A 959-nucleotide genomic window follows, 5' to 3' on the forward strand; every position below is an offset into this window, starting at 1 on the left:
GCGGAGGAGAGATAGTATCGCCTCTCGCGTTCGGTCTTGCCGTTGCGCTCGACCTTTGTCTCGACCATGCCGATCATGGCCAGATGCGGGAAGCGCGGTTCGCCGGGATAGCGGCGATCAGAGAACAGCCAGCCGATGTCGTGGCAGACGCTGTGGCGGCGGCTTTCGAGGCGGCCATGGTCGTTATCGACGGTCTCGAAGGGTTGCTGGAGCATGTGTGGCGTCGGATCGGCAAAGAAGCGCTCGACTTCGGCGAAGGTGGCCGGCCAGTTGGCCTTGAGCGCCAAGAGATAGTCGCCACCGCGCCCGACGATGATCCCGGCGATCTCCGTCTGGGTTCCCATGGCGTCGATGGTCACCAATGCACCTGTGAGTTCAAGCCGCTCGAGCAGCAGCGGGATAGCGGTGATTTCGTTGGATTTGACGTCCGTCGCCTCTTGTCCCAGCACGAGGCGCTGGCGTGCGGCCCAGGCCGAGACCATGTGCAGCGGCTCGCGGCCCTTGGAGTGTGCATGGCTGCGCCGCGAGGTCTTGCCGTCGATGGCGACGATGTCGGGCGCCGCGTCCCGCAGGGTCTCGACCCAGTTCGCGAAGCAGGCCTTGAAGAGATCGGCGTCCAGCGCGTTGATGACGTCGTTGAGCGTGTCGTGGGCCGGAATGCCGCGCTCGTAGGGCAGGAACCGGCGCAGGAAGTCGAGCCGTTTCCTGCCCCACAACCGGGTCTCGACGAAATCCTCCATCCCGCACAGCGTCGCGCACAGCACAACCAGCAGGATCTCCGGCAGCGGATAGATCACCCGCCATTGTTGACGCGGGTCCGAAAGGGCCGAAAAATGATCAAGGATCGAAAGCGAACGGGAAGAATGGCGCGACATCGAAGGCTCCGCAAATCACGAAGCACCTCATGAATCATATTCGTGCCCACTACGCACCACCGTTAACCTGAAGCGATTGCCCTG

General features: G+C 63.0%; 1 protein-coding gene. It reads right to left on the minus strand.

Annotated elements, in window-relative coordinates; genetic code table 11:
* The coding region (locus tag O7A70_RS33840) for an ISAs1 family transposase (protein WP_337144209.1) at positions 1-875 on the minus strand (875 nt) is incomplete at its 3' end.
* Between the last annotated feature and the right edge of the window lie 84 nt (positions 876-959).

It is taken from the genome of Mesorhizobium sp. Cs1299R1N1 (assembly GCF_037179655.1).
GTDB lineage: Bacteria > Pseudomonadota > Alphaproteobacteria > Rhizobiales > Rhizobiaceae > Mesorhizobium > Mesorhizobium salmacidum.